At 74.5% G+C, this 6,627-nt stretch carries 8 protein-coding genes; 6 read left to right on the forward strand and 2 right to left on the reverse strand.

Features of this window, described 5'->3' with window-relative positions; genetic code table 11:
* The first annotated feature begins 19 nt into the window (after window positions 1–19).
* The 5 genes from ACWDX6_RS13925 to ACWDX6_RS13945 all read left to right on the forward strand — a co-directional run bounded on the left by ACWDX6_RS13925 (window position 20) and on the right by ACWDX6_RS13945 (window position 3,881).
* Window positions 20–985 carry an ABC transporter permease gene (locus tag ACWDX6_RS13925; protein ID WP_451485156.1) on the forward strand — a complete coding sequence of 322 codons (966 nt, stop codon included), beginning with the start codon at window positions 20–22 and terminating at the stop codon, window positions 983–985.
* Window positions 978–1,814 (forward strand): ABC transporter permease, encoded by an 837-nt coding sequence (locus ACWDX6_RS13930; RefSeq protein ID WP_451485157.1) that lies wholly within the window; start codon window positions 978–980, stop codon window positions 1,812–1,814. The genes ACWDX6_RS13925 and ACWDX6_RS13930 overlap by 8 nt, the downstream gene beginning before the upstream one ends.
* Window positions 1,815–1,906: 92 nt before the next feature.
* Window positions 1,907–2,809 carry an ABC transporter ATP-binding protein gene (locus ACWDX6_RS13935; protein ID WP_451485173.1) on the forward strand — a complete coding sequence of 301 codons (903 nt, stop codon included), beginning with the start codon at window positions 1,907–1,909 and terminating at the stop codon, window positions 2,807–2,809.
* Window positions 2,810–2,886: 77 nt separating this feature from the next.
* On the forward strand, window positions 2,887–3,555 hold the full coding sequence (locus ACWDX6_RS13940) for an ABC transporter ATP-binding protein (RefSeq protein WP_451485158.1): 669 nt from the start codon (window positions 2,887–2,889) through the stop codon (window positions 3,553–3,555).
* A 131-nt stretch (window positions 3,556–3,686) separates the two neighbouring features.
* On the forward strand, window positions 3,687–3,881 hold the full coding sequence (locus ACWDX6_RS13945) for a hypothetical protein (RefSeq protein ID WP_451485159.1): 195 nt from the start codon (window positions 3,687–3,689) through the stop codon (window positions 3,879–3,881).
* A gap of 26 nt (window positions 3,882–3,907) precedes the next feature.
* On the opposite strand, the gene ACWDX6_RS13950 is transcribed toward ACWDX6_RS13945, so the two are convergent.
* Window positions 3,908–4,705, reverse strand: a complete 798-nt coding sequence (locus tag ACWDX6_RS13950) for a VOC family protein (RefSeq protein ID WP_451485160.1) — start codon at window positions 4,703–4,705, stop codon at window positions 3,908–3,910.
* A gap of 246 nt (window positions 4,706–4,951) precedes the next feature.
* Here ACWDX6_RS13950 and ACWDX6_RS13955 point away from each other — a divergent pair, with 246 nt between their 5' ends.
* Entirely contained in the window at window positions 4,952–5,560 is a 609-nt protein-coding gene (locus ACWDX6_RS13955; protein WP_451485161.1) for a DUF6197 family protein, read from the forward strand.
* Here the strand turns inward: ACWDX6_RS13955 and ACWDX6_RS13960 are convergent.
* Window positions 5,517–6,446 carry an oxygenase MpaB family protein gene (locus ACWDX6_RS13960; protein ID WP_451485162.1) on the reverse strand — a complete coding sequence of 310 codons (930 nt, stop codon included), beginning with the start codon at window positions 6,444–6,446 and terminating at the stop codon, window positions 5,517–5,519. The genes ACWDX6_RS13955 and ACWDX6_RS13960 overlap by 44 nt on opposite strands.
* Window positions 6,447–6,627 lie beyond the last annotated feature (181 nt).

A 6,627-nucleotide genomic window follows, 5' to 3' on the forward strand; every position in this document is an offset into this window, starting at 1 on the left:
TCGCCTCCCCTGGGGGGCCATGGCCAGGATGACGGGGCGGCGGGCCCTGTTCGCCGTCCCCGTCCTGCTCGCCGTCACCTTCGCGGTCTTCGCCGTCGCCGCGGCCTCCCCCTTCGACCCCGTCAAGGCGTACGCCGGCACGGCCGGACTCACCGCCTCGCAGGAGAACCTCGACCAGCTGCGCGCCAACCTGGGCGTCGACCAGCCGCTCGTCACCCGGTGGTGGGAGTGGCTCACCTCCGCCCTGCGCGGCGAGCTCGGCGACTCCAGCGTCATGCGGCAGCCCGTCGCCGACGTCATCGCCGAGCGGATCGGCTGGTCCACCCTCCTGGCCGTCACCGCCTTCCTCGTCGCCATCCTCCTCGGCACCGCGCTCGGCGTGCTCGCCGGGCGCCGCCGCGGCGGCTGGCTCGACCGGACCGTCAGCTCCGCCGCGTACACCCTGGAAGCCGCTCCCGCGTTCTGGCTCGGCCTGCTCGCCATCTGGTTCTTCGCACTGCGGCTCGGCGCGCTGCCGGCCGGCGGACTCACCGACACCGCGAGCGACACCGTCACCTTCGACCAGGTCGCCGGCCACCTCGTCCTGCCCGCGCTCGTCCTCGGCGTCTCGCAGCTGCCCTGGTTCTTCCTGTACGTCAGGCAGGGCGTCGGCGACGCCCTGGAGGAGGACCCGGTCCGCGGGGCACGCGCGCGCGGACTGCGCGAACGCACCGTCCTGCTCGGCCACGCGCTGCGCTCCGGGATGCTGCCCATGCTCACCCTGGTCGGCTCCCGCGTCCCCGAACTCATCACCGGAGCCCTGCTCGTGGAGACCGTCTTCAGCTGGCCCGGCATCGCCGCGGCCACCGTCCAGGCCGCCACCTCCGTCGACTTCCCGCTGCTCGCCGCCCTCACCGTGCTCGCCACGGCCGCGGTGCTCCTCGGCAACCTCCTCTCCGACCTCCTGTACGGGCTCGCCGACCCGAGAGTGGGCTTCGATGGCTGACCCCCGCACCCGGCGCGTCCGCTTCTGGTCCTCCGCCGTGATCGTCGGCGCGGTCGTCGTCGCCGTCCTCGTCGTCCCCCCGGTCGCCCAGCTCGACGAACAGGCCGTCGACCTGTCCCTGAAGCTCCTCCCGCCGTCCTGGGAGCACCCCTTCGGCACCGACGACGTCGGCCGCGACCTGCTGCTGCGCAGCGTCTACGGGCTGCGGATCTCGCTGCTCGTGGGCCTCGTCGCCGCGCTCGTCGCCACGGTCATCGGCACCGCGGTCGGCGCCGCCGCCGGTGCGCTCGGCGGTTGGCCCGACCGGGTCGTCATGCGGATCGTCGACGCCTTCTCCTCCGTACCGCATCTGCTCCTCGGCATCTTCATCGTGGCGATGTTCCGGCCGGGCGTCTGGCCGGTCATCGTCTCCGTCGCCCTCACCCACTGGCTGTCGACCGCCCGGATCGTCCGCTCCGAGGTCCTCTCCCTGCGCTCGCGCCCCTACATCGACGCCGCGATCTCCGGCGGAGCCTCACGATGGCGGGTCACCGCGCGCCATCTGCTGCCCGCCGTGCTGCCGCAGGCCGGGCTCGCCGCCGTGCTGATGGTGCCGCACGCCATGTGGCACGAGTCCGCGCTCTCCTTCCTCGGACTCGGGCTCCCCAGCCACCAGGCCAGCCTCGGCAACCTGGTGCAGAGCGCCCGCTCCTCGCTGCTCGCCGGCGACTGGTGGCCGACGCTCTTCCCCGGCCTCTTCCTCATCGTGCCGACGCTCGCCGTCGCCGGGCTCGCCGGGGTGTGGCGGGACCGGCTCAATCCGCGCCGCCGATCGGAGCTGATGCTGTGAACTCCCGACTCGCCCGCGCCCTGGAGGCGGTCACCGCCGAACGCGCCGACGACGCGGTCCTGAGCGTCCGGGGCCTGTCCGTGCGCTTCCGGATGCGCGGCGGACGCCACGTCGCCGCCGTCACCGACGCCGACTTCGACCTGGCGGCGGGGGAGTGCCTCGCCCTGGTCGGCGAGAGCGGCTGCGGCAAGTCCGTCCTCGCCGCCGCGCTCCTCGGCCTCCTGCCGGGCAACGCGGAGGCGTCCGGCACGGCACTCCTCGACGGCGTCGACCTGCTCACGGCGGACGAGCGGACGCTGGCCCGTACGGTACGGGGACGGCGCGTCGGTCTCGTACCGCAGAGCCCGGCCGCCCACCTGACCCCGGTCCGGACCGTGCGCGCCCAACTGGAGGAGACCGTACGGGAACTGACCGGCGCCGCGCGGCGTGAACGGCGCGCGGCGGCCGAGGCGGCCGCCGAACGGGCCGCCTTCCCCGCGGACCACCTCGACCGCTACCCCCACGAGCTCTCCGGCGGCCTCGCGCAGCGCGCGGCGACCGCCCTCGCCCTCATCGGCGACGCCCCGCTGCTCCTCGCCGACGAGCCGACCACGGGCCTCGACCGCGACCTGGTCGAGCGGACCGTCGACGAACTGCGCCGCCACGCCGACGACGGCCGGGCCCTGCTGCTGATCACCCACGATCTGGCGGCGGCGCGGCGGATCGCCGACCGGGTGGCCGTGATGTACGCCGGCCGTATCGTCGAGACCACCCCGGCCCACCGCTTCTTCGGCGAACCCGGCCCCCGCCACCCGTACGCCCGGGGCCTCCTCGACGCCCTGCCGGAACGCGCCTTCACCCCCATCCCGGGCATGCCGCCCGAACTGACCGACCTGCCGCCGGGCTGCGCCTTCGCCCCGCGCTGCGAGCGCGCGACGGCGGTGTGCGGCACCCTGCCGGAGCCGCTGGCGGGCGTGGCCTGCCACCACCCCGCGGGCGGTGGATCCGATGCGTGACGCCACGGCCCCGCGTCCGGCGGGCGCGTGCGGGGTCACCGGCCACGTCCCCGCTCCCGTCGCGCCCGGAGGATCCCGTGCTTGAACTCGACGCCGTCACCGCCGGGTACGACCGCCGCGCGCCCGTCTTCACCGGCGCGTCGCTGACCGTGGCGCCCGGCGAGTCCGTGGGCCTGCTCGGCCCCAGCGGCTGCGGCAAGTCCACGCTCGCCCGGGTCGCGGCCCTGCTCCACCGGCCCGAGGCGGGGCGGGTCGCTCTCGACGGGACGGAGATCCGGGGCTGGCGGCACCGCGCGCCGCGCGCGCTGCGTACCTCCGTGGGCGTGGTCTTCCAGCAGCCCCGCATGTCCGCCGACCCCCGCCTGCGGCTCGCGGACCTGATCGCCGAGCCGCTGCGCGCGACCGGCCGGAGGGCCGACGCCGGGGCCCGTCTCGCCGAACTCGCCCCGGCCGTCGGCCTCACCGCCGACCTCCTGGCCCGCCGCCCGCACGAGGTCAGCGACGGCCAGCTGCAACGCGCCTGCCTGGCCCGTGCGTTGGTGCTGCGCCCGCGCTGGCTGGTCTGCGACGAGATGACGGCCATGCTCGACGCCTCGACCACGGCCGCCCTGGTCGCGGCGGTCGAGGCGTACCGCGCGGAGACCGGCGCCGGCCTGCTCGCCGTGGGCCACGACCGCGTCCTGCTGACGCGCTGGTGCGACCGCACGGTGGAGTGGCGGGACTGCCTGCCGCCGGGGACGGGCTGAGGCCCGCCGCCCGGCCGGCTGCCGAACGTCACCCGTTCGGCAGCCCTGCCGTGCGGCCTGACGAGACACGTGCTGCGCCACACTGGCCGCCGAACGCCGCGATCCCGGTGCGGCGCAAGGAGGGTGTGGCGATGGCCGTTTCCATTTCCGTGATGCTGCTTCTGCTGGTCCTTGCGGTGATCTTCCTGCGCGGCGGGGGACTCAAGCTCTCCCACGCGCTGGTCTGCGTGCTGCTCGGCTTCTTCCTCGCCGGTACGAGCATGGCGCCCACCATCCACAACGGCGTCGCCGCCACCGCGAACGTGGTCAGCAGCCTCAAGCCCTGAGGGCCGGGCGAGCCGCTTACCGCCGCTCAGACCATCTCGGGCATCTCACCCTCGGTGGTCGTCAGGTCGATGACGGCGAAGGCCGCGCCCTGCGGGTCGAGGATCGCCGCGAAGCGGCCGAACGGGCTGTCCATCGGGCCGAAGACCTTCTGGCCGCCCAGCTTCTCCGCCTTCTCGACCGCCTGGTCGCAGTTGTCGACGGCGAAGTAGATCTGGATGTACGGCCGGACCTCCTCGGGGAAGTCCTCGGGCGTCATGGTCATCCGGCCGAGGACCGGCTGCTCGCCGCCCAGGTCGAAGACCTTGTAGTCGACGTTCTCGTCCCGCATCGTCTTGGCGTCGTAGCCGAAGACGGAGGTGAGGAAGGAGTCCGTCGCGTCCGGCTCCCGGGTGAAGACCTCGGCCCAGGCGAAGGAGCCGGCCTCGCCCTCCAGCTCGAAGCCCTCGTGGGTGCCGGGCTGCCAGACGCCGAAGAGGATGCCCGTGGGGTCCTGGGCGAGGCACATCGAGCCGAAGTCCCCGACCCTCATCGGGTCCATGACCACGGTGCCGCCGCTGTTGCCGATCTTCTCCGCCGTGGCGGCCACGTCGGGTGAGGAGAAGTACAGGCACCAGGCCGACTGGGGGGTGTCCTGGCCGGGCATCGGCGGGACGACGGCCGCGACCGCCTTCCCGTTCTTGTAGGCGGTGGTGTAGTCGCCGAATTCCGCGGAGGACTCGCCGAAGGTCCAGCCCAGGACCTCGCCGTAGAACTTCTTGGCGCCCTCGACGTCGGTGAACATCGCGTCGGTCCAGATCGGCGTGCCTTCAGGTCGTGCGGCCATGATGGTGACTCTCTTCCGATCGATGGTGCTTCCGTGGTGGTGCTCGATGGAGGTCCCCGAAGGCCACGCTAGCCACGCCGGGCGCGACCCGCTCGGCGGGCTCCGGCGGTCAGACGCGCACCGGCGGCGGGGCGGTCCGCGGCGACCGGGGCGCCCACCGCGTGGGCCCCTCCGACTCAAGCGATATCGGCCCAAAGCCGACATTCTGATGAGTGAGAGGCCGATCGACCCAGGAGTGCGCCCGCCATGCCGACCCTCGCCCCCGACCCCGTCCTCGACACCGTCGACCGCACCGCCGCCCGGCTCTACGACACCGAGGCATGGCAGGAGATCGTCCGCCGCTGGGACACCTCCGTACGCCACCCCGAGGCGCCCGCCACCGAGCCGTGGCGCGGCCTGCTCTCGGTCCCCGTCGACCAGCTCGTCACCACCGCCCTGGAGGCCCTGCCCGCGCCTCCGCCCGCCGAACGGCCGCTCCCCGGCCGGTTCGGCGCGGTGCTGCCGGACCGGCTGCACGCCTGGCGCCGTATCGGCCAGCCTGACCTGCGCCCCTCCACCCACCTCGCCCACGCCCGCCGCGTCCTCGTGGAGTGGGGCTGGCAGAACCGGCCGTACCGACTCCGCGACGCCCGCGGCGCCCGCTGCCTGTGCGGCGCCCTGCTCACCGCCCACCGCCTCGGCTACGGCAGCGCCGACACCATGAACCGCTCCGCCGCCTGGCTGGTCACGGAGTTGCGCGCCCAGGGCTGGACCGGCCTGATCGGCCCCTGGAACCGTGCGCCCGGCCGCACCGCACGGGAGGCGCTCGCACTCATCGACGCGACGATCCACCGGGCCGCGCACGCGGGAGAGTGACCGCCCCGCTCTCGTCCCAGTTGCGCGGCGGGGGAGACAGCGCCCACCGGATCGACCCCGTCACCAGCCGCCCGCCCGCCCGGGCCCCCGCCCAGGCCGGCCCGGGAAGACGCGGCAGCCCGAGCGGCCGGCGCGCCCAGGGCGGCAACTGCGCCACCGCGGCCGCCGCGAGCAGCGCGTAGGGCGGCCGCGCCGGCCAGGGGAGCGGGGGACTCACCAGCAGGAACCGCGCCGCCTCCCGGCAGGCGGGCGTCGCCCGCAGCTCCGAGCGGTACGCGTCCATCCGCTCCGCCAGCTCGGCGACGGTGCGTGGCGGGCTGTCCACGCCCAGCTCCCGCGCGATCCGGGCGGTGTCCGCCACATACCCGTCGTAACCGGCCGGGTCGAGCGGCCGCTCTCCGTAGGCGCGATGGGCGCGCAGGAAACTGTCGACCTCCGCCACATGGACCCACAGCAGCAGATGCGGGTCGGAGGCGCGGTACGGGATCCCCTCCGGCGTCCGCCCCCGGACCCGCTCGTGCACGGCCCGGACGCGCTCCACCGCGCGCCGGGCGTCGTCGGCCGTGCCGAACGTGGTCACGGCGAGGAACGTACTGGTCCGCTGGAGCCTGCCCCAGGGGTCGCCCCTGAATCCGGAGTGGGCGGCCACCGCGGCCATCGCCACCGGATGGAGCGACTGCAGAAGCAGCGCCGTCAGGCCGCCGACGAACATGGAGGCGTCGCCGTGGACCGCGCGGATGGGCCGGTCGGGACCGAACCAGCGGGGGCCGGGAGTGCCGTGGATACGGGCACGCGTCTCCTCACCCGACGGACCGGCCACGCGGCGGAAGAGTGTGGCCCCGAGCCGTTCCCTCAGATCGTCGACGGTGGGATTCGGCCATCCCATGCGCCCAGTATGCGTCCACGCGAGCGGCGACCGCCGGTCCCGTCATCGTGGGTCCTGCGGGCGGACGGCGATACTTTCCGGACACTCCCTAGGGTCTTTCGTTTGGATCAGGCCGGATCAGGGAGCGGGGTCTGGTGCATGGGGTCTCCCCAGGCCCGCCAGGGCCGAGGGGACGGATCGC

The sequence above is a fragment of the Streptomyces sp. NPDC003027 genome (assembly GCF_053591435.1).